This is a genomic window from Sorangium sp. So ce375 (assembly GCF_051473855.1).
Lineage (GTDB): Bacteria > Myxococcota_A > Polyangia > Polyangiales > Polyangiaceae > Sorangium.
The window spans coordinates 4,692,930-4,719,893 of sequence record NZ_CP150335.1 but is presented as its reverse complement, the minus strand read 5'-3'; the positions used below and the strand labels follow the sequence as shown (position 1 = coordinate 4,719,893).

11 protein-coding genes are annotated in these 26,964 nt (G+C 71.6%); 2 read left to right on the top strand and 9 right to left on the bottom strand.

Annotated features, from left to right (window positions below):
• Nucleotides 1-86: 86 nt before the first annotated feature.
• Together WME90_RS17510 and WME90_RS17505 are read right to left on the bottom strand one after the other, a co-directional pair.
• Nucleotides 87-4,916: an AAA family ATPase gene (locus WME90_RS17510; protein ID WP_437282284.1), complete on the bottom strand. Its 4,830-nt coding sequence runs from the start codon at nucleotides 4,914-4,916 to the stop codon at nucleotides 87-89.
• Nucleotides 4,917-5,086: 170 nt separating this feature from the next.
• Nucleotides 5,087-6,049, bottom strand: a complete 963-nt coding sequence (locus WME90_RS17505) for an SMP-30/gluconolactonase/LRE family protein (RefSeq protein WP_437282283.1) — start codon at nucleotides 6,047-6,049, stop codon at nucleotides 5,087-5,089.
• A 403-nt stretch (nucleotides 6,050-6,452) separates the two neighbouring features.
• On the opposite strand from WME90_RS17505, the gene WME90_RS17500 reads away from it, so the two are divergent.
• Together WME90_RS17500 and WME90_RS17495 are read left to right on the top strand one after the other, a co-directional pair.
• Nucleotides 6,453-8,150, top strand: coding sequence for an amidohydrolase (locus WME90_RS17500; protein WP_437282282.1), 1,698 nt, complete (start codon nucleotides 6,453-6,455; stop codon nucleotides 8,148-8,150).
• Nucleotides 8,151-8,245: 95 nt separating this feature from the next.
• Complete coding sequence (locus tag WME90_RS17495; protein ID WP_437282281.1) at nucleotides 8,246-8,629, top strand: hypothetical protein; 384 nt, start codon at nucleotides 8,246-8,248, stop codon at nucleotides 8,627-8,629.
• Between the two features lie 78 nt (nucleotides 8,630-8,707).
• On the opposite strand, the gene WME90_RS17490 is transcribed toward WME90_RS17495, so the two are convergent.
• The 7 genes from WME90_RS17490 to WME90_RS17460 all read right to left on the bottom strand — a co-directional run bounded on the left by WME90_RS17490 (nucleotide 8,708) and on the right by WME90_RS17460 (nucleotide 26,961).
• Complete coding sequence (locus WME90_RS17490; protein ID WP_437282280.1) at nucleotides 8,708-9,577, bottom strand: DUF899 domain-containing protein; 870 nt, start codon at nucleotides 9,575-9,577, stop codon at nucleotides 8,708-8,710.
• 190 nt (nucleotides 9,578-9,767) lie between these two features.
• On the bottom strand, nucleotides 9,768-10,487 hold the full coding sequence (locus tag WME90_RS17485) for a ferritin-like domain-containing protein (RefSeq protein ID WP_437282279.1): 720 nt from the start codon (nucleotides 10,485-10,487) through the stop codon (nucleotides 9,768-9,770).
• Nucleotides 10,480-10,929 (bottom strand): hypothetical protein, encoded by a 450-nt coding sequence (locus WME90_RS17480; protein WP_437282278.1) that lies wholly within the window; start codon nucleotides 10,927-10,929, stop codon nucleotides 10,480-10,482. Before WME90_RS17480 ends, WME90_RS17485 begins: the two co-directional genes overlap by 8 nt.
• Before the next feature lie 479 nt (nucleotides 10,930-11,408).
• Nucleotides 11,409-12,587 (bottom strand): M20 aminoacylase family protein, encoded by a 1,179-nt coding sequence (locus WME90_RS17475; RefSeq protein WP_437282277.1) that lies wholly within the window; start codon nucleotides 12,585-12,587, stop codon nucleotides 11,409-11,411.
• A 196-nt stretch (nucleotides 12,588-12,783) separates the two neighbouring features.
• Nucleotides 12,784-15,201 (bottom strand): lantibiotic dehydratase, encoded by a 2,418-nt coding sequence (locus WME90_RS17470; protein ID WP_437282276.1) that lies wholly within the window; start codon nucleotides 15,199-15,201, stop codon nucleotides 12,784-12,786.
• A gap of 62 nt (nucleotides 15,202-15,263) precedes the next feature.
• Nucleotides 15,264-16,502: a peptidogalycan biosysnthesis protein gene (locus WME90_RS17465; RefSeq protein ID WP_437282275.1), complete on the bottom strand. Its 1,239-nt coding sequence runs from the start codon at nucleotides 16,500-16,502 to the stop codon at nucleotides 15,264-15,266.
• A 136-nt stretch (nucleotides 16,503-16,638) separates the two neighbouring features.
• Entirely contained in the window at nucleotides 16,639-26,961 is a 10,323-nt protein-coding gene (locus tag WME90_RS17460) for an amino acid adenylation domain-containing protein (protein WP_437282274.1), read from the bottom strand.
• Nucleotides 26,962-26,964: the final 3 nt, after the last annotated feature.

The following is a 26,964-nucleotide window of genomic DNA, read 5'->3' as shown; positions in this document are numbered from 1 at the left end:
TTGCGCCCTTCGCGCCCTTGCGGTTTATCTTCTCTCCTGTTGATTCCCCGAAAATTTAATGTGTTCGGTATTCCAGGTCCCGGAGATCAGCCCCGCGCTCCGACGGAGCGCAGGCCCGGCCGGTAGCAGCGCGCGAGCGCCGCCTGGACGTCGCGCACCGTACAGACCCCTGACAGATCCACGCCGAGCGACGCGAGCGACATCGCCACCTGCGGCGGGACGCCGGCCAGGATGGCCTCGGCGCCGAGGAGACTCGCCGCGCGGACGAGGCGCACGAGGTGGCTGGCGGTGCTCGTGTCCATCCGCGAGACGCCGGTGACGTCGAGGATCACATGGGCGGCGCTCCCGGCGGAGATCGCGGACAGGACGCGGTCCATGATGGATTCCGCGCGCGCGTCGTCGACGCCCCCGATGAGCGGCGCCATGAGCACCCGGTCGCCGAGCTTGATGAGCGGCGTCGATAGCTCGTCCGCGAGCTGCGCGAGGAGCAGCCTGCTGCGCTCGAGCTCCTCGTTCCTCTCGCGCAGCTCGGCGGTGCGCTCCTCGACCTTGCGCTCGAGCGTCGCATAGAGGAGCGCGTTGTTGATCGACAGCGCCGCCTGCGCCCCGAGGAGGCTCGTGACGTGCAGCCGATCCGGGGTGAACGCGCCGGTCGTGAGGTTGTTCTCGAGGTACACGATCCCGACGAGCTCCCCCCGGTCGAGGAGCGGCGCGCAGAGGAGCGAGCGCGGGCCGGACGTGGCGCCGAAGGTGCCGGCGAAGCGCGGATCCGTGGCGGCGTCGTCCACGACGAGCGGCTCGCGGGCGCGCTCCACATAACTCACGACCGCGCCGGAATACCCGAGGGCCGGCTCGCCCTCGCCGACCCGGAGCGACGCGGCCACCGCGAGCTCGCCCCCCCGCGGCAAGAGGAGCAGGCCGCGCTCCGACCCGGTGTTCTCGAGGAGCACCCGCATGAGCCGATCGAGCAGGCGATCGAGGACTATCTCGCTCGCGACGGCGCGGGCCGCCTTCAGGATGGAGCCGACGTCGAGCCTCGGTGACAGCGACTCCGTGGTGGCGTTGCCCGCCGTCGCCGGGCCGGGCGCGGAGCTCGTGGGCGCGACGCTCGTCGAGCGCCGCCGCAGCAGCGCCGCGTGCGTCGCCTGGAGCTGCTGGACCTTGGCGCGCGCGCCCCAGCGGCGGTATCCGTGCAGCGCCTCGACGAGGTAGGGCTGCGCGAGCCGCGGTTTGTCCAGCGCGAGGAGGTGCCGCCCCGCGAGCTCGCAGGCGAGCGCCCCCTCGTGGATCTGCCCGCTCGCCCCGGCCCTCTCGATGCACCGGTCGTACAGATCGAGCGCCGCCCAGTGCTCGCCGGCGAGCCGAAGGCGCTCGGCCTCGACGAGGTCGTGACGGTGGCCAAAGCTCTCGGCGGCGCTCGCGGCCCACGCGCCGAGCTGCCGCTGGTTCGACGCGACGCGCTCGAGCCACACCTGCCGCTCCGCAGCGTCCGCCGCCTCGGCCCTGCGCAGAAACGCGAGCGAGGCATACGTGTTCGCCGTGACGACCGGCAGGAAGCCGGTGATGAACGGGGCGAGCTCGGTCGCGCGCTCCGCGTGGCGACAGGCATCCTCCTGAGCGTCCAGGAGATAGCAGAGGACGAGCTTGTAGATATGATAGTAGGCGAGCGCCATCTGGTTCTGGCCGATCTCCGCCAGATACGCTCGCTCCGAGAACCCGCCTCCATCGAAGGAGGCGGCGCACCCCTCGGGCGCCCCGAGCGCCGCGACGAGCCGCGCGAAGACGACGAAGGCGCCAGAGGCATGGCGGTTGTTCGTCTTCCGCACGAAGGAGAGCGCCCGATCCGCCTCCGCCTGAACGTCGGCGAGGCGGGCGCCGCTCTCGTAAGTCGCGCCCAGGGTGCTGAAGAACGTGTAGCCCGCCATCTGGACGTCCCCGCTCTCGATCAGCGAGGTGAACGCCTGTCGCGCCACGGGCAACGAGTCCGAGAGGGGGCGCGACCAGTGGCTCGTGAACAGCGCATAGATATGGGCGCAGTTGCCTTGATCCAGCCCGTCGGAGAGCCGCGCCGCGAGATCCATCCCGAAGCGCGCGGACGCCTCCCCGGCGCGGTAGTCGTTCCGCAACAGGTAGTACATGAGCGTCGTCGTCGCGATCGGGAAGCCGAGGCCGCGGCAGGGGCCCGCGTCGAGGACGATGTTCCACGCGAGGAGGCCGAGGAGGCCGTTGTACAGCGGGTCCACGAAGAAGCCTGTCGGGCACATGGCGCCGCAGATCTTCGCGGCCTTGCGGATGCGCTCGTCCTCCACGGCCGGCGCGTCGAGCAGCGCCCGGAGATCGCGGCCCCGGAGCCGCTCCTCGAGCCGCCCGAGGTCCCGCTCGAGCTCCGCGGCGGTGACCGACTCGGGCAGCTCGAACCCGAGCGCGCCGAGGATCGTCCGCCCGGCGACGAGCGCCTCGACGTACCGGCCCTGCATCGTCCGCTGCATGATGTGCAGGTAGTAGGCGTCCGCGAGCGCGACCGGCGAGGGCTCGCGCGCGAGGAGGAGCGCGAAGATCTCGTCGCCGCGCTCGAAGCGCGCCGTCAGGAACTCCGCCTCCATGAGCGCGCGGTGCAGCGCGGAGGCGAGCTCCGGGAGCGCCGTCCAGGCGTCCGCGGGGAGCAGCGCGGCGCCGCTCGAGAGAAAGACGCGCGCCTGCTCCGGGGCGCCGGCGTGCAAGGCGCGCTGCCCGGCGGCGAGCTCGAGGCGCGCGACGAGGAGGCGCTCCTCGGGATCGTCGATGAGGTCGAGCGCGCGGCCGAGGTGGTCGGCGGCGTCGAAGCGCGCCGGTTCGCCCCGGTCGCCCCGCGGGCCTGCGAGCAGCAGCCGCCCGAGCCTGAGGTGCCACCGCCGCTGCTCCTCCTCGTCGAGGAGGCCGTAGGCGGCCTGCTGGATGCGGTCGTGGGCGAAGCGCACCTCGCCGGCGCCCGCGCGCAGGAGCCCCTCGCCCTCGGCGACGCAGAGCGCCTCGTCGATCTCGGCGGCCGAGCACGACAGCGCGGCCCCGAGGAGCCCGAGGGGCGCCCGCTCCCCGACGCACGCCGCGACGGCCAGGACCTCGCGCGACCGGGCGGGGAGCTCGGCGAGCTTGCGGGCCAGGAGCTCGATCACGCTCTCCGTCACGGCGAGCCGATCGAGCGCCGCCGCCTCCCATGTCCACCCGCCGCCGCTGGACGAGAAGCGGAGGCACCGCGCGCTCATGAGGTCCCGCAGCGCGCAGCGCACATGGAACGGGTTGCCCTGGGTCCGCCGGTGGAGCTCCGCGGCGAGCTGCTCGACGTCGGCGCCGGGGGCCCACGGCGCGAAGGTGTCGGCGAGCAGCGCGCGGACGTGCGCGGGGTCGAGATCGTGGAGCGCCAAGGTCCGTATCGGGACGCCGCGCCGCTCGAGGTCGTCCAGGGCGACGCGGAGCGGGTGGGATGGGTCGACCTCGTTGTCGCGGTATGCGCCGAGCAGCATGAGCCCCGGCGGCCGGTCCTCGCCGAGCACGTGCCTCAGCAGCCCGAGCGACGCGGAGTCGATCCACTGGAGATCATCGAGGAACAGGACGAGCGGCCGCTCGGGGCTGAGCAGCGCCCCGAGCAGGCGCGAGAAGAGGTGATTGAAGCGGTTCTGGGCCTCCTGCCCGGACAGCACCGGCGCGCTCGGCGGCTCCCCGAGCAGCGGCGCGAGGCCTGGCATCACGCCGAGCAGGACCTGACCCAGATCTCCCACCGCGGCCCGCGCGGCCTCCTGCGTTCGCGCGTACTCCAGCGCGGGCAGCCCGAGCGCGCGCGCGGAGATCGCCGCCATCGCCTGGACGAAGACGCCGTAGGGCGCGGTGCGCGCGTACTGTTCGCACTTGCCCGTGACCAGCGCGCCGCCGGCCGCCGTGACCTCCTCGCGCAGCTGCTCGACGAGCGACGTCTTGCCGATGCCGGAGTGGCCGGCGATCAGCACGACCTCGGCCGAGGCGGCGCTCTGCTCGAAGGTGGCGCGGAGCGCCGAGAGCGCCTCGTCGCGCCCGTACAGCCGCGGCGGGGCGCTCAGCGCGAGCGCGGGATCCGCGCGGCGCAGCGGGAACGGCGCGATGGAGGAGCGCGCCTCCAGCTGCTCCAGGCAGCGGCGTAGATCGTGGACGACGCCCTCGGCCGACTGGTACCGCGCGTCCGGATCCTTCTCGAGGAGCGCCATCACGAGCTCGCTGATCGGCGCCGGCAACGAGGGATCGCGCTGCGCGGGCGGCGGCGGGCGCTCGGCGAGGTGTCGGTGGAGGAGATCGAGCGGGTCGTCCGACACGAAGGGCAGCTCGCCCACGAACAGCTCGTACAGCAGGATGCCGAGCGCGTAGAGATCCGCCCGGTGATCGAGCCTGTGCCTCGTGCGCCCCGATTGCTCGGGGGCCATGTACTCCAGCGTCCCGGCCGGCTCTGCGAGGACGCCTTCGAGCGCCGCGCCGCGCACGCTCAGGCCGAGATCGATGATGCAGATCTGCCGGGTCTCCGGCGCGACGAGGACGTTCGCGCCGCTCAGATCGCGGTGGATGATGCCGGCCCGGTGCAGCCCGGCCAGCGCGCGCGCGATCGCGACGGCGATCTCGACGCGCTCGCGGAGCGCCGGGCGGTGCTCGGCGACGAAGCGCCTGAGCGTCAGGCCGTCGAAGAGCTCCAGGTACAGGGCCGGCTTGCCGTCGACGACGCCGCGCCCGTACACCCTGCGGATCCCGGGCAGCGAGAGCCCGTGCAGGATCTCGAACTCGTTGTCGAGCGCCGCCTCCTGGCGCTCGGTGACGAGGTCGCCAGTAGGCTGCTTGAGCGCCACGATCGCGCCGAAGGGGGTGCCGCGCGCGGCGTGGATCGTGAAGCCTGTACCCTGATGAAGGACCGTCGATTCCATCTCGGATCACCTCGAACGACTGGCCGCGCTCTCAGGCGAGCTGGTGGCCCATCTTCCCCGCTGGCTCCTTGTCGTGCAGGGTGGCCCCGACACGCTGGTCAAGGCTCCACCGCTCGTGGGCGAGAGCCATGCTGGGGAAGATCTCGCGAACTCTTGGGCGCCGGCGGCGATCACCGCATGTGAGCGAGCGGGAGCCCCGCGACGGGCGCGCGGAACGTGAGGAGCCGCGACATGGCGAGCGACCCCATGTAGCAGGTGCGGAGATCGGGGCCGCCGAACGCGATGCTGGTGGGCAGCTGCAGCGTGCTCCCCGCGCAGGCGCCGAGATCGGCCGGCTCGATGGTGCCGTTCCGCTGCTTCACGATCATCGCCTCGAGGACCGCAGGGCGCGGATCTTCGAAGACGGTCTGGTAGCTGCCGTCGGGGAAGATCACCGCGAGGCCGTTGCGACAGACGGCCGCCACCCAGATGTTGCCCTCGGCGTCGAAGGCGAAGCCATCCATGTACCCGCCGATGCCGAGGCTGTCGGGGCCGAACTGCTCGGGATCACCCAGGCTTCCGTCGTCTCGCACCGGGAAGCGGAGGAGACGGCCGGGGACGGTCTCGACGGCGTACAGGAACCGCTCTGCGGCGTCGAGGCGGACCTCGTTGGTCAAGCTGAGGCCATCGGCCACGATGCGGGGGCCCTTCTCGTCGACGAGCACGATGTACCCGTCGCGGATGTTGCCGACCACGGCGGTCCACCACGGGAGGTGCCGTGTCGTGACGGAGATCCAGAGGCGATCCCGCGAGTCGATGAAGCAGAAGTTCACGGCGCCGAGCGGCTTGCCGTCGATGGAGTCGAGGAGGATCTCGGAGCTGCCGTCGCGGTGGAGCTTGTAGATCTTGCCGCCCGACATGCTGGCGACGATGAGGTTGCCCTGCCGATCCATCGCCATGCCGTTCGGCTCGGGCACCTCCGGGCCGAGGGTCGCCTGCCTGCCATCGGGCTCGATGCGCGTCGCGATGCCGCGAGCGTCCGAGGTCCAGAGCGTGCCGCCGGGCTCGACGATCACGCACTCCGGCCGGACGAGGCCTTGCCCGAAGTACTCGATCTGAGACAGCTCGAGGGTGAAACCCCTGACAGATGACATCCAATGACCTCCCGGCACGGCGCCGCGCCGCGCTCGATCGACGCGCGCGAGCATAACACCCCCCTCGACGAGGCGACATCCGGAGCAGCCGAGCTGACCCGGGCCAATCGGCCCGGATCAACCCTGCCCCACCCTCATCGGTGTTGACCAAGCGCGTTCACGACCACGAACACCTCTTTCGGACCACTCCCCCTCATTCAATCGATCTATCTATCGAGAGACCTCGTTCTCCGGCGAGCGAGCGTGCATCCACCCGCCCCGCGCCTCGCACCGTCGATCCCGGCGAGTCACGCCCATGGCCATGGCCGCGCGGTTGCCTCTTCCTCGCGCGCTGGATCGAGCGAGGTGAGGCCGGCGCCCTGCCCGGCGTTGCGCGCCCCGCGCGGGTGCTAGGGTGGCGCTCATGTCGAACGCGCTCCGAGCGACGCGCCTGAGCCTCTTCGGCAGCCTCGCCCTCGGCTGTGCCTCGCCGGGCCCGCCCGCCCCGGTGGCGACGCCCGGGGCGCCCGCAGATCTCGTGATCACGGCCGGCGTCGTCCGCACGATGGACCCCGGGAAGCCGCGCGCCGAGGCGGTCGCCGTGCGCGGCGAGCGGATCGTCTTCGTGGGCAGCGCGGCCGGCGCGAAGGCCTTCGTCGGGCCGGGGACGCGCGTCGAGGAGCTGCCGGGGCGCGCTGTCGTACCCGGGCTCGTCGATGGGCACGCCCACCTCTACGGGCTCGGGGTCGCGCTGGAGACGCTGAGCGTGCGTGGGACCAAGAGCGCCGAGGCCGCGGCGGCGATCGTGGCCGAGGAGGCGAAGGCCCGCCCGAGGGGCGAGTGGATCACCGGGCGCGGCTGGGACCAGAACCTCTGGCCGGGCGCCGCGTTCCCCACGCACGCCCCGCTGGACGCGGCGGCGCCCGAGCACCCGGTGGCGTTGCGCCGCGTCGACGGGCACGCGCTCTGGGCGAACGCGGCGGCGATGCGCGCCGCCGGCGTCGGCACGGGCACGCACGATCCGCCGGGCGGGCGCGTCCTGCGCGACGCGGCGGGCGAGCCGACGGGCGTCTTCGTCGACAACGCGATGGACCTCGTCGAGGCCAAGATCCCGGCCGATCCGCCCGCCGTGCGCGAGCGGCGCATCCTGCGCGCGGCCGAGGCGGCGCTCTCGTCCGGGCTCACGAGCGTGCACGAGATGGGCATCGACGACGAGACCGTGGCCGTCTACCGCGCGCTCGCCGCCGCCGGGCGGCTGCCGATCCGTGTCTACGCGTACCTCGCTGGCGCGGGGACGCTCGATGGGCTGAAGGGGCGCGCGCCCGACGTGGACGCGACAGGCACGGCGATGTTCGTGCTGCGCGGGGTCAAGCTGTTCGCCGACGGCGCGCTCGGCTCGCGCGGGGCTGCGCTGCTCGATCCGTACGCGGACGAACCCTCGACGAGCGGGCTCTTGCTGATGGATCGCGAGGCGCTCGCGCGCGCGGCGCGCCTCGTCGCGGACGCGGGCTTCCAGCTGGCGGTGCACGCGATCGGCGACCGCGCCAACCGCGCCGTGCTCGACGCGTTCGAGGCGCTCGGCCCGGGGCGCGCGGCGGCGCTGCGGTTCCGGGTGGAGCACGCGCAGATCCTCTCGCCCGACGATCTGCCGCGCTTCGCGGCGCTCGGGGTGATCGCCTCGATGCAGCCGACGCACGCGACGAGCGACATGCCGTGGGCGCCCGCGCGGCTCGGCGCCCATCGCCTGAAGGGCGCGTACGCCTGGCGGTCGCTGTTATCGTCGGGCGCCCGCCTCGTGTTCGGCTCGGATTTCCCCGTGGAGGAGCCCTCGCCGCTGCTCGGCATCTACGCGGCCGTGACCCGGCAGGATCTCTCGGGCCAGCCCCCGGGCGGGTGGATGCCCGAGGAGCGGCTCGACCTCGACGAGGCGCTCCTGGCCTTCACCGCCGCGCCCGCGTACGCGGCCTGGGCCGAGGGCCAGCGGGGCCGGATCGCGCCCGGCTTCGTGGCCGATCTGACCGTCCTCGGCCGCGATCTCTCGCCCGATCGCTCGCTCGTCGACACGCCGATCGACATGGTGGTCGTGGGCGGCCGCGTGGCGCGCGCCCCGGCGCCGCTGTGAGCGGCGCGCGCGCTGCTCACAGCGCTTCGAGCGGACCGCCATGAGGTGTCACGGCCGTTGCAGTTGCAAACGAAGACGAAAGGAGGAATGAGCGCATGCTCGCACGCTACCAGCTCGTCCGCGGGCACCGTCCGGAGGACAATCCGCTGCCAGAAGGCAAGCGGTACGACACGCGCAAACACACGCATCACGTCCTGAGGCCCACCCCGGAGATGGTCGAAGAGTTCCTGTCCGACCCGTCGCAAGCCGGCTTCAAGAGGTTTCGCGCCGCGTACCTTGCGGTGCTCGATGAGCGGTTTGCGGAGCAACCGGCGCGCTTCGACGCGCTGGCGCAGGAGGCCCGGGAAGGTGACGTCTTCCTCGGCTGCAACTGCCCCACGGCTCACCAACCCGACGTTCGGCACTGTCACACGTGGCTGGCGCTGGAGTACCTCGCCCGCAAGTACCCGGATCTCGACGTGAGGTTCGATGCGCGGTGAGAGGTGCTCAGGCCCGCCCGCGGCGCTCGCGGCGGCTCGGGCGTCGCGCTTTCGCCGGGTGCGGCGCGAGATCCGCGTTCAGCGCCGCAGCCGTGAGCAACAGTCGTCCGCCTCGGGGGCGGCGCGCGCGGGCCGCGCGCCGCTCGAATCCGACAGGTCTTCCTGCTCGTCGGGGTAGCGGATGCGCTCGTCGCCGGCCTTGGCGCCGAGCCCGGCGCTGCGCCCCTTGGGCTCTTCCCACGGCTCCTGGCGCCCGAGCGCGGTGAGATCGAGGAAATAGTACGAGCCGCCCGTCGACTCCGTGCCGCGCCCGTAGGTCGAGTATGTGTGGTACACGCGCTCGCCGTCGCGCAGGAAGCAGCTCAGCCCGTGCAGGTCGAAGGGCTGCTTGCCGCCCAGATAAACCGCGGATCCCGCCTGCTCGTGCTCGGCGGGCGTGCGGTAGTTGTATTCGACGGGTGCGACCGAGGCGTCCAGCGTGACGTGGTAGTCGTAGTTGAAGCGGCTGCCTTCCGACGAGTACCAGGGCACGGGCCAGCCCATACGCTCCTTGAACGGCGCGATCTTCTCCCAGGGAGCGCGCGAGATGAACGCGAACGTGGTACCGACGCCATGCCAGTGGCGCAGGTGGCCCTTCGAGATCTGATCGGCGAAGCCCGAGCAGCTCGGGCAGCCGCGATCCTTGGGTTTGCCGTCGTCATCGAACAGCCACATGAAGTGATAGACGATGAGCTGCTGCCGGCCCTCGAACAGATCGAGCAGGCGCAGCTTGCCGTGGGCACCCGAGAACTCGTAGGGCTCGGCGACCTCGACCATCGGCAGGCGCCGGCGATCCGCGTTGAGCTGGTCGCGCGCTCGCGTCAGCTCCTTCTCGCGGGTGAGCAGCGCTTTGCGTGCCTCCAGCCACTCGGCGCGCGAGACGACGCGCGGCAGTTCGATCCGGGTCATGGGTACGTCTCCATTGTCATCGGGAATGGCCTTGCCCGGTGGGGGCGCTGCCGCGGGATGGGTCCGGACGGTGGACTGCCGGAGCGCGCGGAACTCATCGGTGCGTCGGGCAAAAAACGTCGCCGGCTGCAGCCCTCTATGTGGCACGAACATTGCGACTACCTAATTGCTGCTAGGTCTCTCGCTTCCATCACGGCAGCCTCTCCGTCAGCCATTGCTCACCTCGGCCGGTGTCGATCCCGAAACGCCGCAGCCCCGGGAAGACCACGAGGCGCATCGTCTCGTCGAAGATCCGCCGGCGCTCGGCGCGATCCAGCGCGCCGAGGCCGGACAGCGCGTCCTGTTCAGGGTGCTCTGCCCGGGACGAGAAGAGCTCCTCGTGCACCGTGCCGGCGAGCATCGCCGGCACGTGGGGGCCGATGACGTCCGCGCAGCCGCGCTGTCGTTCGGCGGCGAGGTGCGCCCAGCCGAGCCGCGCGTGGTCCACCTCGTCGCGCAGGATCTGCTGCATGGTGTCGCGGATGCGCGGATCCGTCGCGCGCTCGACCATCTCGCCGAGCAGCGCCGCGCTGAGCGTCTCGGTGATGCAGGACATCGCGACCACCTCGTAGAGCAGCCGCTCGCGTGCCCCGAGCCCGCGCGGCGCCACCGCGGGCGCCTCGGGGGCCGCGCCGGGATCGAAGGGCGCGCCGCCGAGCTCGCGCACGAGCGCCGCGCACTGCGCCGCGTGGCGCCGCTCGTCCTCGGCCGCATGGCGCGCCATCGCGATCACGGGGTCCACGGCGCCGGCCGCCGCGAGCTGCTCCGCGAGCCGGGAGAAGCGCGCCGCCGCCTCGAGCTCCGCGCACGTCCGGCTCCGCCAGACGCGCGCCGCGGCCTCGCGCGCGGCCGGGGCGCCGGCGTCAACCACCGCAGCAGCCCTCGCCGTCGTTGCCCAGCCGGCAGAACGTTGCGCAGCAAGGCTCGGTGTTGAGGCAGCCCGTCATCCAGCAGCAGGTGCAACCGCACGCGTCGTAGGGATCGGGCACTGCCGAGCAATCAAGGCTGCTCGCCCCGCCGGCGCCGTCGCCTCCGCCGCTGCCCGCTGTGGCGCTCTCGCCGCCGCCGCTGCCCGCCGCGGCGCCACCTCCAGCCCCGCCGCTGCCCTCCGTCGCGCTCTCGCCGCCGCCCCCGCTGCCCGCCGTGGCGCCATCTCCAGCCCCGCCGCTGCCCGGGGCGCCCCCGCTGGTCGCGCCCGCGGTGGCCGACGCGCCGCCGTTGCCGGCGTTTTCTCCGCCGTCGTCGCCGCAGGCGCCGAGCCCGATCGCCGCGCCGCTCAAGATCAGCACGTTGAAGAGCCTCTCGATCCTCATCGCAACGTTCTCCAGGTTAAGAAAGCGATCGGGGCCCCGGTGTACCTGCGAGGCGCGCGAGCCCGGTCCCTTCGCTTCAGATACCCCCAGCGTGCGACAGGTCGATCACATTGTGAATCGGTATTTTCGACACATCATTGTACGGCGCTGCCAAACTATAGGCGTCCGACAAAGTGCGCTTCACGGCGCGGAACACCGACGTAAAGTTCCTCCTAAGGCACCAGACAGATTGAAAGTTACCTGGATCAAATGGGTTGCGAGGCCCGACCGATCTGCCGGGGAGCTAGCTCCAAGGGCAAGAAATGCGGAAGAGCGAGAAACCGCAAGGGCGCAAGGGGCGCAAGGGTCGAGAGACCAGAGATTCTCTTGCCTTCCCCTTGCGCCCCTCGCGCCCTTGCGGTTTCTCTTCCCTTCTGTTGATTCTTCGGAACTCCAACGTGTTCGGCGCTCTAGCGGCCATCCGCCTGCCCAGATCCTGGCTAGACGATGGCCTTCTTCGACAGCGTCTGCTCGACGAGCGTCACCCAGTAGCTCGCGCCGATGGGCAGGATCTCGTCGTTGAAGTCGTAACCAGGGTTGTGCAGCATGCGGCTCTCGGCGCCGACGCCGTTGCCGAGCCAGACGTAGGCGCCAGGCCTCTCGCGCAGCATGAACGCGAAATCCTCGGCGCCCATCGTCGGTTGAATGTCGGTGTGCACATTTTCGCCGCCGATCACCTGCGACATCGCCGCGATCGCCATGCCGACTTCCTTCGGCGTGTTGATGATGGGCGGGTAGCGGTGCTCGTACCGCACCGTGACCCTGCAGCCGTGAGCGGCGGCGATGCCCTCGCAGATGCGGCGCAGGGAGCCCTCGACGAGCGCCTGCACCTCGGGCTTGAGCGCCCGCGCCGAGCCGCGCAGCGTGACCTCATCCGGGATCACGTTCCACGTGTCGCCGGCGTGGAACTGCGTGACGCTGACCACCGCCGCGTCGACCGGGCTCACGCTGCGGCTCGCGATCGCCTGCAGCGCCTGCACGAGCGCGCTCCCCGCGACGATCGGATCGACGGCGTGGTGCGGCATCCCCGCGTGGGCGCCGCGGCCCGTGATCTTGATCTCGAAGATATCGAAGCTCGCCATCATGATCCCGGGCATCACGGCGAACTGGCCAGCGGGAATACCAGGCCAGTTGTGCATGCCGAAGACCGCCTCCACCGGAAACTTCTCGAACAGGCCGTCCTCGACCATCACGCGGCCGCCCCCCTCGTTCTCCTCGGCGGGCTGGAAGATGAAGTGGACGGTGCCTTCAAACGCCCTCGTCTCGGCGAGGTGCTTGGCGGCCCCGAGGAGCATCGCCGTGTGTCCGTCGTGGCCGCAGGCGTGCATCTTCCCCTCGTTCCGAGAGCGGTGGGCGAAGGTATTGGCCTCGTGAACGTGCAGCGCGTCCATGTCCGCCCGGAGCCCGATGGCGCGGTGGCCCGACCCGGCCCTGAGCGTGCCCACGACGCCGGTCTTCGCGAGGCCGCGGTGGACCTCCACGCCGAAGGACGAGAGCTTCTCCGCCACGAAGTCCGAGGTGCACGCCTCCTCGAACGCGGTCTCGGGGTGGGCGTGGATCTCACGGCGCCACGCGGTCATTTCAGCGTGGAGCGCGTTGACTCGATGGATGATGGGCATGGCGAAGGTCCCTTCCTAATAGCTGGGAGCAAGCTCCAAGGCCAAGGGAATGCGGGGGAAGAGAAACCGCAAGGGCGCAAGGGGCGCAAGGGATGAGGGCTGAGAGCTGAGATAGTTTCCTGTCCTCCCTTGCGCCCCTCGCGCCCTTGCGGTTTCTCTTCCGTTGATTTCCCGGAGAAACTGATGCGATCGATGTTTAGAGCCCCTTTGCGTCGAAGGCGACGAGCCGGAGCTCGCATGTATACCGCTTTCCGTCCGCGTCCGGCAGCCAGAGCTCATCGATGCTCGGCAGCATCTCGGCGACGCTCACCTTCGCCGACGCGTCGAGCTCGCTGGCGCGCCGGAGGATCTTCGCGAGGGTGTCCACGAAGATCGGGCTGTCGAGGTCCGCGTAGTACGGCTTGGCCTCGAAGGGCGACTTGAAGAAGATGAACCGCGGCAGCCCGTGCGCGCGCTGCCAGCGCCGCGCCGCGAGCCAGCGAGCGAGCGGCTCCTCCTCGCGCGCGAAGCTCAGCTGCGACGCGACGAAGCGCCAGCGCTCTCGCGCGACCACGAGATCGCCGATCTTGAGCCGCGGCGTGTGGTCCTCTGCCGGCAGGACGTCCAGGGCGTTGGTGACCATCGACGAGAGCATCATGCCCATGAAATCGAGGAGGCCACCGCGGTAGCCGCCGCCCCGCGCGTGGACCTCGAGCGCCCCGTCCTGGTCCACGACGACGAGGTCCGACACGCGCAGCGTCCGCGCCAGAGGCGCGGGAGAAGGATCCCGCGAGAACGCATAACGGTAGTCCGCTGAGCCGAGGGCGATCTCGTTGATGCGCTGGCACCATTGAGCCTTCGGAAGCACGGGGATGACGCTCGGGCTCGGGTTGTCGAGCTCCCAGCGCTCGATGAGCTCGCTCATCGACGGGTGCTGGACAGCGAAGCAGGACGCCGTCAGCGTGTGCGTCAGGTGCATCTCCCCCATGACCAGATCGCACTCCCCACGGCGTAGGGCCTCGACGCCCTTTGCCGCGATCATCAGATCAGGGCACATGTAACGAGCCCTGGCCCAGCCTGGGCGCGGCGCGTCGAAGGCGCGCAGCACGTGCGGCAGCAGCGCGGCCGGATCGCGCTCGACGGAGCGCGTGCCGGCCGGCACATCGAGGATCTCGGCCCAGCGGCGCTGCAGCTCCTGCTGCACCGGCCTGACCCAATCCGGCGTGCCGCGCATCTCCTGCAGCCACGGCTCGCTCTCCGCGAGGGCCTTGTGGAACACCGTGAGCTCGACCGGTCCGCCGCCCTGCTGCGCCGAGAGTCGCTCGAACAGGCCCCGCAGCACCACGAGGTAACGGCGCCCGGCCTCGTAGGTCAGCCAGCGGCCGCTGAGGAGCAGGAGCGACAGCGGTGGAGCGAGCTTCTGGAGCAGCGGAGCCCCGATCTCCATGTCCAGGTCGCGCCTGCAATCCTCGTAGACGAGCGTGCGCGCCGCGTACATCTCTCCATCGGAGCGCGTCGCGGCCGCGCCGGTCAGCCGGTGGAACGTGTCCTCCAGGCGCTCCATGGCGGCGTCGAGGGCGCGGGAGTCGCCGGCCGCGGCGGCGACCTCGCCGCGCGCCCGCTCGATCTCGTCGAGGGGCATGAGCGCGCGCTCGCGGAGCGCCTGATCTTCGATCCCGGAGAGCGCGCGCCGCAGCGCCTCTTCCGGCGTCAGCTGGAGCGCGACCTCGAAGTCCCACGCGACGACGCCCATCGCGCACGCCCTGTCGAGGATGTCGAACACCTCCGCCTCACCGCTCAGCCCGAGCGACGGGTCGCCGACGAGCCGGCGCGCGAGCGCCCTCGCGGGCGTCACGCCGTCACAGCCCTCGAGGACCGCAGCCTGCGCCGGCGTGAGCGGCATGGCCCCGACGGACGGGATCTGCAGCGCGCCCCCATCGACGCGGATGTAGGGGAGCAGCCGGGGCGCCGCGAACGGCCTGAGCTCCGGGTCCGAGCTCAGCCGCGACGAGATCGCGTCGATCGCCCAGCTCTCGAAGTAGACATTCCGCGCGGCGAGCAGGCCTGACCCGGGCCGGGCGACGATCGCCTCGGGGCCGAGGCCGATACGGCACCAGCCGATGGGCCCGAAGAAGCCGATGGAGTCGTTCTTGACGCAATAGCGCTGCAGGTAGGCGGCGACCAGCGCCTCTCTCTGCCGCGTCTTCTTGTCCCTGTGGCCGGGCGGCTTGCGCAGGAGGCCGTCGAGCCCCGTGTGAAGGGCGCGCCTGTTCTGCCAGACCACCGCCTCGCGGAACCGGTCGTCCTGCACCGCCGCGCGCAGCGCCTCGCTGACCCGCGCCGTCTCCACCTCGAACGAGCGCTGCAGATCCGCGTGGATCACGCTCCCCGTCGGGGCGGCCCCTCCGGCATCGAGCACCCTGTCGAGCATGGCGGCCGTCCCGGGGGCCGCGAGCGACAGGATGGTCTGCGACGCGAACCCCGCGCCGCGAACGCACGCGAAAGGCCATAACCCGAACGGTCCTCCGGCCAGCGGCACCAGGTGGCGCGGCGCGCCGCCTTCGACGTCTTGCTCGGCCGGACGGCCCGCGTGCCTCTCAACGACGGGAGCAGGCGACTCGACAGCGAATTTCATCGTAACAGACATGATTTCTCATCCGCGGCATGGAGCTCGGTTCTGGCGACACCGCGCGTGACTCACGGGTCGCCCGGGGCGTCCGGAGATCCCGCCTCCGGGGGGCCCGGCGGGGCGACGACCTTGGTCATCTCCGCATGACTTATCTTCGAGAACAGGGACATGTAGGGCATCAGGACCGCTCGTGACCACGAGGACGGGAACCACATGTAGCTGTACAGGGGTTGACCCACCGCGCCGCGGCGTCGCTTCGTCTTCCATGTGCCGCCGCTGAGCCATATCCGCTTGGCGCCGAGCGCCACCGCCCGCTTGATCGGCTCGTAGAAGACGAGGCTGAAATACAGCGGCGTGTCTTCCAGCCCCTGCTCCTCGGTGCGGCCGATGCGGTAGACCCAGAGGTCGTCCCCCTTGTGGAGGATCGAGGTGAAGCCGACGACGGTAGAGCCGTTGCGCGCCACGATCGCCTCGGCCCTCGGGCCGAGGTGACGCTCGAGCTGAGCCCAGAACGATTCCGGGTGACGGAAGTGCTCCTCACCGTATTTCGAGTACGTCGTCTCGTAGAGGCGCTCGAAATCGCCGCCCAGGGAGCCCCAATTCGACGTCACGGTGAATTGGATACCGGCTTCGCCGACCTTCCTCATGTCGCGCCTGAAGGCCTTTCGCTCCTTGCTCTGGAAGCGCGCGAGGTAATCGTCGAAGGCCTTGAAATCGGTGTCCAGCCGGTTGTCATAGACGAGGAACACCTCCTCGAACCCGCTCCCGCGCAGCGATCTCCGGAGCTCGGCGCGCCCGGCGTCGACGCCGTAGAAGCAGAGCGGCAGCCGCTCTCTGCGCGCCTCGTCCTTGAGCGCGTCGAGCACCGCGCGGTGCACCTCCAGCAACGCCGCCGGATCGACCGGCGCCGTGGCGATGCCCCCGCGATAGCTGAGCGGGCTCGCGGCGAGCACCCACCCGTCAATCCCCGAGCGGGACGCCCGCGCGAACGCCCGGTACGCATTGACCGCCTGGATGACCCACCGGCTCCAGCGCGCGCTCTCCGGGTTCATCCTGACGAGCTCGTCCTGCCAGGAGACGAAGAAGAACTTCTCGAGAGAATAATGATAGTAGATCGAGCGGCTGCGCGTGACGAGGAACGGGCAAACGGCGATGAGGCGGGCCCCATCGCGCACCAGGACATAGCGCAGGGACAGCTCCCCGCGCGCGAGCGGGGTCAAATCCAGCGCGTCGAGCATCCGCAGCCAACGGCGATCGAGGAACACGTCGGCTTCCGCCGTGACGTGGTCGAGCTCCGCGTCATCCACGGAGTCGAGCGATGTGCAGATGGTCGTCGTCAATCTCACCGACTGCGTTCCTTTCGTTGCGTGCCAGCGCCGCGAGCAGGCGCGCCGGCCCCGCGCGGCGGCGGGGCCGGCATGAGGCCGGTCGATGATCGGCCGCTCAGGGCGCCTCGCGCCGGGCCTGCTCGATGCGTGCGCGGAGCTTCCGGGCGAGCTGCTCGACGCCGGGCGCCTGGAGGATCGAATAGTGGTCGCCCTGCACGCGCTCGACCTCGACGCCCGAGGGCGCCACGCGCCGCCAGGCGTCCACGGCATCCGGCGACGAGACCCGCCCGTCGACGGCCTGGAAGACCGTGATCGCCCCGCCGTACGGCCCGGGGTCGTAGCGAAAGAGCGCCTTCATGTTGTTCATGAAGACACGGCGCAGCGCCGGCAGCGCGTCCTCGGGGGGCGGGCTGCCGCCGGAGACGCGGGCCAGATCGTTGTCGAACAGGGCGTGGAGGAGGCGATCCGCGTCCGCAGGCGGCACGTCGGGCCTGCTGCCCTCGACCCTCGCGTCGATGAGCGCGAGCACCTCCACGCGCTGCTCGCTGCGCTCGAGCTGCCGCGCCATCTCGAACGCGACGACGCCTCCCATCGACCAGCCGCCGAGCAGGTAGGGCCCCGACGGCTGCACCGACCGCACCGCGCTCACGTAGCGCGCTGCCATCTCCTCCACGCTGGCCGGCGGCGCCTGGGCCCCGTCGAGCCCAGGGGACTGCAACCCGTAGAACGGCTGCTCCGCGCCGAGCCGCCGCGCGAGCTCGCGGTAGCACAGGACGTTGCCCCCCACGGGGTGGACGCAGAAGAACGGCCTCCGCTGGGCGCCGGGCGTGATCGTCACGAGCGGCGAGCTCGGATCGAGGCGCCGCTCATCGCGGAGGAGCGCGGCGAGGCGCTCCACCGTCCCCCCCTGAAACAGCGCCGCGAGCGGCAGCCGCTGGCCGGTGCGCGCCTGGATCTCCGCCATGAGCCGCACGGCCAGGAGCGAGTGACCGCCGAGCTCGAAGAAGTCGTCGCGCACGCCCACGCGCTCCGCGCCCAGCACCGCGGCCCAGATCGCGGCGAGCTCTCGCTCCAGCGCGTCCCTCGGCGCGACGAAGCCATCCGCCGCGCCGCTCCGATCGGGCGGCGGCAGGGCCTTGCGATCGACCTTGCCGTTCGCGTTGAGCGGCAGCGCGTCGAGCAGCACGACGAACGCGGGCACCATGTACTCGGGCAGGAGCTCCCTCGCGTGCTCTTTCAGCAGGGCGGCGGAGCGCGGCGAGCCCGCGGCCGGCACCACGTACGCCACGAGCTGCTTGTCCCCTGGCCTGTCCTCCCGGGCCACGACGACCGCCTCCGCCACGCCGGGATGCCTCTTGAGCGCCGACTCGATCTCGGCGAGCTCGATCCTGAACCCCCTCACCTTCACCTGGTGATCCAGCCGGCCGAGGAACTGGATATCGCCGCTCGGCAGGTACCGCGCGAGGTCGCCCGTCTTGTACATGCGGGCCCCGGGCCGGGGGGAGAACGGATCGGGCAAGAACACGTCGGCGGTACGCCGGGGATCCCGCAGGTAGCCGCGCCCCACGCCGACGCCGCCCACGAACAGCTCGCCCGGAACCCCGATCGGCGCGGGCTGGCCCTGGCGATCGAGGAGATAGAGGCGTGTGTTCGCGATCGCGCGCCCGATGGGGACGTTCGCGGCGATGGGCACCTCCCGAACGCGGTAGTGCGTCACGTCGTCGGAGCACTCGGTCGGACCGTACGCGTTGAGGAGCGGCACGCCGGGAGTTGCCTCGATCCACTGCGCACACAGCTCCGGCGGCAACGCCTCTCCGGTGGCGACCATCCACCGGAGCCCCTTCAGCTCGGGTGCGCCCTCCATCGAGCGGGCCTCCGCCAGCACCGCGCGAAGCATGGAAGGGACGACCTCGAGGATCGAAATGCCATGCTCCTCGACCGCGGAGAGCAGCCGGGCGGGATCCCGGACGACCTCCTCTCCCAGGATGTGAACGCGGCCGCCCAAGAGGAGCGCGACGAGGAACTGCCAGACCGAGATATCGAAGCACTGGGACGCGTTCTGAGCGACGCAGTCCTCCGCGGTGAGCTCGAGATCTTGCACCTTCGCGAAGAGGTGGTTGAGCATGCCGCGGTGCTCGACCATCGCCCCCTTGGGAGCTCCGGTCGATCCCGACGTATAGATGACGTAGGCGAGGTTGGACGGGCGAGCGCGCGGCAGAGGAGCGCGCGCTGCCCCGGCGAGCGGCGTGAGCGCCTCCTCGAGGCGGATGATCTGCGGCGCGGCGGCCATCCCCGAGAGGGCGCGCCGCAGCGCGGCCTCGAGCTGTCGAGAGACGAGGACGCGCCGCGCGCCGCTGCTCTCCAGCACCTGAGCGATCCTGTGAGGCGGGTGGAACGGATCGAGCGGCAAATAGGCGCTCCCCGCCTTCCACACGCCGAGGATCCCGCCGAGGAAGTCGAGGCCGCGCTCCGCGAGCAGCGCGATCACCTCGTCCGGCCCCGCGCCGTCGCGCACGAGCGCGCGAGCGAGGGCGTCCGCGCGCTCATCGAGGGCCCGGTAGCTCAACGAGGCTCCCCCCTCCGCCACGGCGGCGATCGCGTCCGGCGTCCGCTCCACCTGGGCTTCGAAGAGCGTCGTGAAGCACTCTTCCTCGGGGAACGGCATCTCGGTGCGGGTCCAGTCGTCGAGGAGCGTCCGCCGCTCGTCCGCGGGCAGGAGCGGCAGCGACGAGATCGGGCGGGTCGGGTCACGCGCGATCCCCTCGAGGAGCTGATCGAGGTGCGCCGCCATCCGGGCGATCGTGGGCGGATCGAAGAGATCGGTGTTGTACTCGATATGGCCCCCGAGCTGCTGCTCTGCCTCCGTCAGCGCCAGGGTCAGGTCGAACATCGCCGTCCCGGTGAAGACCTCCTCGGTCTCCAGCGCCTCGGTCCGCGAGGCGCCGGTGGGATCCTGCAGGATGAACATGACCTGGAAGATGGGGGCGTGGGCGCGGCTCCGCGCCGGGTTCAGCTCCTCCACCAGCTTGTCGAACGGCAGGTCTTGATGAGCGTACGCCTCCAGCGCTGTCCGGTGCACCCGCTTGAGCAGATCGAGGAAGCTCGGATCGCCGGAGAGGTCGACGCGCAGCGCGACGGTGTTGAGGAAGAAGCCGATGAGCCCGTCGAGCTCTTGCCTGCTCCGCCCGGCCACGGGGGATCCCACGACGATGTCCCGCTGCCCCGAATAGCGGTGGAGCAGCACCTGGAACGCCGCGAGCAGCGTCATGAACAGCGTCACCGCCTCGCGCCGGCCGAGCGCCTTGAGCGCCTCGGTCGTCGCCGCGGAGAAGCGGATCGCGTGCCGTCCGCCGCGGTAGCTCAGCACCGGCGGCCGCGGGCGGTCGGACGGCAGCTCGAGCACGGCGGGGACGCCGGCGAGCGCCTGTTTCCAGTAGGAGAGCTGCGCCGCGAGCGACTCCTCGCTCAGCCACTGCCGCTGGCACACGGCGAAGTCGGCGTACTGGATCGGCAGCTCGGGCAGGGGCGAGGGGCGGCCGCTGGAGAACGCCTCGTAGAGCGCCACGATCTCGCGGGCGAGCACCCCGAGCGACCAGCCGTCGGTGATGATGTGGTGGAGCGCCACGACAAGCACGTCCTCCGCGTCGCCGAGGCGCAGCAGCTCGATGCGCAGGAGCGGCCCCTCGTCGAGATCGAACGGCTGGAGCGCCAGCCCGAGGTGCCGCTCGCGGGCCGCCTCCATCCGCGCGTCCGGCCGCAAGCCCCGCAGATCGGTGACCGGCACCGGCACCGGCGACGGCGGGGCGACGCGCTGGACCGGCCGCCCCTCGACGCTCGGGAAGCTCGTGCGCAGGATCTCGTGCCGCCTCGTCAGCTCCGTCACGCTCCGCTCGAGGGCGGCCGGGTCGATCGCCGACGGGAAACGCACGGTCCACGCCACGTTCTGCGCGACGCTCTCGGGGCTCAGCTGGTGCAAGAACCACATGCGCTCCTGCGCGAGCGAGAGCGGCGGCGGCCCCGATCGCTGGACGCGCCGGAGCGGCAGGAGCTCGGCGGCGCCGGCGCTCGCCTCGATGTGCCGGGCGATCGCCGCCACGGTGGGCGACTGGAAGATGAGCCCGAGCGGCAGATCGACGCCGAAGGCGCTCCTCAGCCGGGCCACCACCTGGGTCGCGAGGAGCGAGTGCCCGCCGAGCGCGAAGAAGTCGTCCTCGACCCCTACCCCGGCCACGCCGAGCGCCTCGGCCCAGATCTGCGCGACGCGCCCCTCGACCTCGGTGCGCGGCGCGACGAAGGTCGATCTGTCCATCGCGTGCTCCCCCGAGGGCCGCGGGAGCGCCTTGCGATCGATCTTGCCGTTCGCGGTGAGCGGGAGCGAGCTCAGCGCCACGACGACCGACGGGACCATGTAGTCCGGCAGCCGATCGCGCACGAAGCGCTTGATCTCCGCCTCATCCACGGACCTCTCCGGCGCGGGCACGACGTAGGCCACGAGCCGCCGATCCCCAGGGGTATCCTCGCGCACCGAGACCACCGCGAGCGCGACCGCCTCGTGCTGCGCGAGCAGAGCCTCGATCTCGCCCAGCTCGATGCGGAAGCCCCGCAGCTTGACCTGGTGGTCCGTGCGGCCGAGGAACTCGACGGTTCCGTCCGGCAGCCACCGCACCCGATCCCCCGTGCGGTACATGCGCGCCCCCGCGTCGCCGGAGAAAGGATCCGGCAGGAACCGCTCCGCCGTGAGCGCCGGGCGCGACAGGTAACCTCGCGTGACGCCCTCGCCGCCGATGTACAGCTCCCCCTGCACGCCGACAGGCACCAGCTGGAGGTGGCGATCGCAGATGTAAAGCGCGGTGTTGTCGATGGGCCGCCCGATGGACGCCCACCCCGTCCCAGCCGCCCGCTCGACGAGGTGCGTGGAGGACCAGATGGTCGTCTCCGTGGGGCCGTACATGTTGAGCAGCGCGCCCGGAAACGTCTTGCGGATCTCCTCGACGAGATCGAACGGCAGCGGCTCGCCGCCGAGGAGCAGCGCGCGCAGGCTGGACAAGGCAGCTCCCGCCGAGGGCTCCAGCATCATGCCGCGCAGCAGCGACGGCGTGCACTGGAGGTAATCCACGTGATAACGCTGGATCTGGCTGGGCGCCGAGGTGTCCTCCAGGCCCCGCCGGTCCTCTCGCTCGCTCCGGCGCTTCAGCTCATCGAGGTACGGCAGGCTCGCGAGCACGGCGTCGGCATCGACGCCGAAGTCGATGAGGCAGCCGATCTCGTCGACCCCGATCTCCTTGAGCTGGGCGACCCGATCCAGGCAGTCGCTCGGCGTCCCGAACAGACCGCTCGTCTCGACGTACCTGTCGAAGGCGTGGGAGACGAGCAGGTCGAGGTCCTCCTCGCGGACAGAGGTGTCCAGATCGATGCCCAGGCTGCGCCCGAGCCCCCTCATCAGATCGGCCGAGCTGCGCAGGTAGCTGCGGAACGGCGCGCTGATCCGGGCGCGCACCAGATCGGCGTCCCGCTCGACGAAGGTGTGGAGCATGAGCGTGACGTGCCCCTCGCCCTCGTGCCCCGCGCGACGGCGGGCATCTCGGTAGATCGCGATCCGCTCCGCGAGATCATCGATGCTCTGGCCGAGCAGGTGCGTGAGGATGTTCATCCCGCCCCGGCCCGCGGCCTCGAACGTCTCGGGGTTGCCCGCAGCCGTCAGCCAGACGGGCAGCTCGCGCTGCACCGGTTGCGGTCGGATCTGGATCTCCGTCGGTTTCCCCGCCCCGTCCGGGAACGTCAGCCGCTCGCCGCGCCAGAGCCTGCGGACCGCGTCGATGCCCTCCAGCATGGTCCGCTTCCGGTCCGCATACCGCTCCGGGGCGAGGACGAAGTCGCGCGCGTGCCAGCCTGACGCGAAGGAGACGCCGACCCGGCCGCGCGAGATGTTGTCGAGGAGGGCCCAGTCCTCCGCGATCCTGACCGGGTGGTGCAGCGGGAGGACGACGCTGCCTGCGCGGATCGCGACCCGCTCCGTCATGGCCGCTATGGCCGCGCTGACGACCGATGGATTGGGGTACAGACCGCCGAACGCGTGGAAGTGGCGCTCTGGCGTCCACACGGCCATGAAGCCGTGGCGGTCCGCGAACTTGGCGCCCTCCCAGAGGAGCCGATACCGATCGCCGCCGCCCTGATCGGCGTCATCGGCGAAGTAGAACAGGCTGAAGCCGAGCGGCCGACGAGCGCCGGTGCGGCCCTTCGGCTGCCGCCGCGGCGCCCGGTGTCGCTGATCTCCCTGAAGGATCACCGTCAGGCCGCGTGTGAGCGTCCACAGGAGCTCCAGCACGGAGATATCGAAGGAGATGCTCGTGACCGCGAGCCAGCGCGCGCCCGGAGCGACGGGCCCGAGCGCTCGATCCATCGCGCTGAAAAAGTTCGCCACGCTCCGGTGGGGCACGACGACGCCCTTGGGCTTCCCCGTCGAGCCCGACGTGTAGATGACGTACGCGGCGTTCCCCGGGCGTGCGCCGGCCGCCGGCGGCGCGCCCGGCTCCGGCCGGCTCCGGCCTCCGCCGAGCATCACTGCGCGCGCCTTCGATCCAGCGAGCCGCGTCGTGAGGTGGTCCTCGGTCACGACCACCGGCGCGCCGGCGTCGTCGAGCATGTAGCCGATGCGATCCGAGGGGTACGACGGATCGAGCGGCAGGTAAGCCCCGCCCGCCTTCAGGATGCCGAGCAGGCCCACGAGCATGTCGATCGACCGCTCCGCGCACAGGCCCACGATCACCTCGGGCCCGACGCCGAGCGATCGCAGCTCGCCCGCGAGCGCGTCGGCCCGCGCGTCGAGCGCGCGGTACGTGATCTCTTCGCCCTCGAAGACGCACGCCGTCGCGTCCGGCGTCCGGCGGACCTGATCGCTGAGCTGCTCATGAATGCACGCGTCGGTCGTCCACTCCGCGCGTGTCGCGTTCCAGCCCGACGTGACGAGCCGCAGCTCGTCCTCGTCCATGACGGTCGCCTCGGACAGGCGGCGATCGGGGCTCGACGCCGCCGACAGCAGCAGCGCGCCGAGCCGCGAGGCCATCCGGGCGATCGTCGCGCCGTCGAAGAGATCGGCGCTGTACTCGAAGTACCCCTCGAACCCCTCCTCGCCGCTCCTCAGGGAGAGGGTGAGGTCCACCATCGACGTGCCCGGATCGATCTCCACCGGGCGCGCCGTGAGCCCCGGCAGCGCCGGGAGATCGACCGCCCGGTCCGGGAGCAGGATCAACATCGCCTGGAACAGCGGGGAGAAGCTCTGGCTGCGCGCCGGCCGCAGGTGCTCGACCACCCGCTCGAAGGGCACGTCCTGGTCCGCGTAGGCCTCGACCGCGACGTCGCGCACCTGCGCGAGCAGCTCCCGGAAGGTGCGGGCGCGGGACAGATCGACCCGCAGGACGACGGTGTTCGTGAACATGCCGAACAGCCCGCTCAGCTCCGGCGGACGGCCGGCGACGGCGGAGCCGACGCTCACGTCCTCCTGGCCCGAGCAGCGCCCCAGCAAGAGCGCGAAGCCGGCGAGCAGCGCCATGTAGGGGGTGACGCGCTCCTGCCGGCCAATGCCCTCGAGGGCCTCGCGCAGAGCGCGCGGGAACCGCACCGGCAGCCTCGCGCCCCGGTAGGTCTGCGCCGCGGGTCGAGGGCGGTCCGTCGGCAGCTCGATCAGCTCGGGAGCGCCGGCCAGCCTCGTGCGCCAGCGCGCGAGCTGGTCCGCGGCGACGCCGCCGTCGAGGAGCTCCTGCTTCCAGAGGGCGTAGTCGGCGTACCCCAGCCGCAGATCCGCGAGCTCGGATGGACCACCCCGCGAGAACGCCCCGTAGAGGGCCGACAGCTCGCGGGCGAAGACCCCGAAGGACCAGCCGTCCGCCACGAGGTGGTGCGCCACGACGAGGAGCACGTGCCGCCGCGGCTCGATGCGCAGGAGCGTGGCGCGCGCGAGCGGGCTGCGCGCGAGCTGGAACGGGCGCCGCGCCTCCTCGCGCGACCGCCGCTGCGCCTCGACCTCCCGGGCGGACAGCGGCAGGCCCGTCAGGTCCACGATCTCGAGCGGCAGCGCCCCCTCCGCCGCGATCACCTGGATCGGCTTCCCGTCCCGCTCCTCGATGCTCGCGCGCAGCGGCTCGTGGCGGCGCGCGATCGCGTCGAGCGCGCGCTGCAGCGCCGCCGCGTCGAGCTCGCCGGAGAGCTCCACGGCCACAGGGATGTTGTAGACGGGGTTGTCGGGATCGAGCTTCGCCAGGAACCACAGGCGCTGCTGCACGGGCGCGAGCGGAAGCGGCCCCGGCGCTCTCCGGGGCAGGAGCGCGGGCGTCTGCGCTCCCGCCGGTCGCGGCGCCTCGGTGCGCTGCGCCGCCACGTGCCGCGCGAGCGCGTCCGCGCTCGGGCCCCGCAGGAGCACGTCGAGCGGCACCGGTACGCCGAGCTCCTGCTCGAGGCTCGAGGACAGCTCGACCGCGCGCAGCGAATCCAGGCCGTACCGGGTGATGGGCGCCTCCGGATCGAGCCCGCCCGCGGGCCCGCCGAGCGACCTCGCGAGGTAACCGCAGAGCCACGAGCGCAGCTCCCCCACGGTCGCCGCGTCTCCTCGGGGCGCCGGGCGCGGCGCCGCCTGGATCGCGGGCGCCGCGGCCGCGTCTGTATCCAGGCGCGCGCCGCTCCTCACCTCGTCGGCGCGCCAGAGCAGCTCGGTCTGGAGCTCGCCGCCGAGGAAAGCCGCGCGGCACGCGTGTCGCTGGATCTTGCCGCTGGACGTCTTCGGGATGCTGCCCGGCGGGAGGAGCGCCACCGCGTGCGGCTGCAGGTCGTGCTCCATGGCGAGCCGCTCCCGGATCGCCCCGACCGCCGCCTCGCACGCCGCGAGGCGCGCGCGCAGGTCGCGCTCCTTCCGGAGGTCGATCTCCAGCGCGAGGGCGAGCCGCTCCTCGCCGTCGATCTCCACCGCGAACGCCGCCGAGCACCCCGACCGGATCGCCGGGTGGCTCTGCTCGACGGTGAGCTCGATGTCCTGCGGATAGTGGTTCCGGCCGCGGAGGATGATCAGGTCCTTGCGCCTCCCGGTGACGAAGAGCTCCCCCTCTTTCAGGAAGCCCAGGTCGCCCGTGCGGAGGAACTCGCCCGGCTCGCCGGTCGCGAGCCGCGCGCGGAACGTCGCTTTCGTCTCCTCGGCGCGACCCCAGTAGCCCTGGGCCACGCTGGGACCGCGGAGCCAGATCTCGCCGACGTGCCCCGCGGGGCACGCGGTGAGCGCCTCGGGGTGCACAACGACGAGCTCCTGGTCCGGCAGCGAGCGGCCGCAGCCGACGAGCACCCGCGCCCCCGCCTCGCCTGCGGCTGCTTCATCGGCGCGCCCCTGCTCCAGCGCCGCGGCGCTCGAGGCGCCCACGACGGCGCCGCTGCCCGGTCTCCCGCCGGAGGCGATGAGCGTCCCCTCCGCCAGCCCATAACAGGGATAGAAGGCCGTCCTCTTGAACCCGCACGGCCCGAAGGCCGCCGCGAACCTCTCGAGGGTCGCCGGCCGCACCGGCTCCGCGCCGCAGAAGGCGAGCTCCCACGAGCGCAGATCGAGCGAGCGCCGCTCCTCGGGCGAGCTCTTGCGGACGCACAGCTCGAAGGCGAAGTTCGGGCCGCCGCTGATGCTCGCTCGCTCGTCCGAGATGGCCTGAAGCCACCGCAACGGGTGCCGCAGGAACGTCAGCGGGGACATCAGCGCCACGTTGAACCCGATGTACAGCGGCTCGAGGATGCCGCCGATGAGGCCCATGTCGTGGTACGGAGGCAGCCAGATCACGCCCGCGCTGCCCCGGTGCGCGCCGAAGCAGCGTGAGATGCTCTCCAGGTTGTGCAGCAGGTTGCGGTGGCTCAGCATCACCCCCTTCGGGGTGCCCGTGGAGCCCGATGTGTACTGGAGGAAAGCGAGCGACGCCGCGCCGATCCTCGGCGGCTGAAAGGCGCCCTCGCCCTCCGCCGGCAGCTCGTCGGTCGCGATCCAGCGCGCCGCGCCGAGCTCCGGCGCGTGCTGGAACAGGTGCGCGGCCATCGACGCGATCGCGCCCGTGGAGAGCACGAGCCCGGCCCGCGCGTCCTTCAGGATGGCGCTCAGCCGCGGCAGCGTCCGCTCGATCCGCGCCGGATCCGGCGGGTACGCCGGGACGGCGACGAGCCCCGCGTAGACGCAGCCGAAGAAGGCGACGATGTACTCGAGCCCAGGCTCGTAGAGCAGGATCGCCCGCTCTCCGGGCTCCGCGACCTGGCGGAGCGCGGACGCGACCTGGCGAGCGCGGCGGGCGAGGTCCGCGTAGCTCATGCGGGCCACGATCTTCCCGCTGTCGTCGCGGAAGCTGTATCCGCACGTCTCCGCGCTCCGCGCTTCGAGCAGATCGATGAGTGTGGCGTACCGCGGGTGCTGTTCGAGCGTCGTCATCTA